We start from the raw sequence: 666 nt of genomic DNA, 5'->3' as shown, positions 1-666 counted from the left end.
GTCGTGCGGCCGCCCGAAGGTCAGCGCGAACCGGCGCGCGCGGTGCCGGCCGGCTGCCCGCCCGCACCGGTCGACCACAGCGGCAGGCGCAGCGTCGTGACGACGCTTGCCGCGTGCAGCACGCAAAGCAGGCCGAACGCCCACGCATACGCGTTCGCCGGCGTGCCGCCGCCCGCTGCCGATTCGACCTGCAGCCGCCATGCGAGGAACAGCGTGCACACGGTGGTGAACGTCGGGCCGCCGAGACGCTGCACGATATTGAGCGAGGTCGTCGCCATCGGCAGGTTGCGGCGCTCGACCGACGCATACGCGGCGGCGATCGACGGCGCGCCGATCGCGCTCTGGCCCATGCCGCGCAGGAACAGCGCCGGCACGAGCAGGTAAGGATCGTAGCCGGTCAGCGCGAGGAACACGAACGGCAGCGTCGCGGCGAGTGCGAGCAACGCGCCGGCCGAGGCCAGCCGGCGCACGCCGAACCGGCTCGTCAGCGCGCCCATCGACGGATACGTGACGAGCATGCCGAGGCCCATCGGCGCGAGCAGCCAGCCCATTTCGCCGGGCGTGCGCCCGCACGCCTGGATCAGGAACACCGGAATCAGCATCTGGCCCGCGAACAGCGCGCCGTTCGACAGGAACTGCGTCGACGCGGCCGCGCCGAACACCTTG

1 protein-coding gene is annotated in these 666 nt (G+C 72.4%); it reads right to left on the bottom strand.

What is annotated here, in order from left to right; all coding sequences use genetic code 11:
* Positions 1 to 20: 20 nt before the first annotated feature.
* Positions 21 to 666 (bottom strand): MFS transporter (locus L810_RS43025; protein WP_042978432.1); only part of this gene is annotated, 646 nt, incomplete at its 5' end.

The organism is Burkholderia sp. AU4i, assembly GCF_000466765.1.
In the GTDB taxonomy this organism is placed as follows: domain Bacteria; phylum Pseudomonadota; class Gammaproteobacteria; order Burkholderiales; family Burkholderiaceae; genus Burkholderia; species Burkholderia cepacia.
Note: the sequence above shows the minus strand (reverse complement) of the source record. Positions and strands in the feature narration are given on the sequence as shown.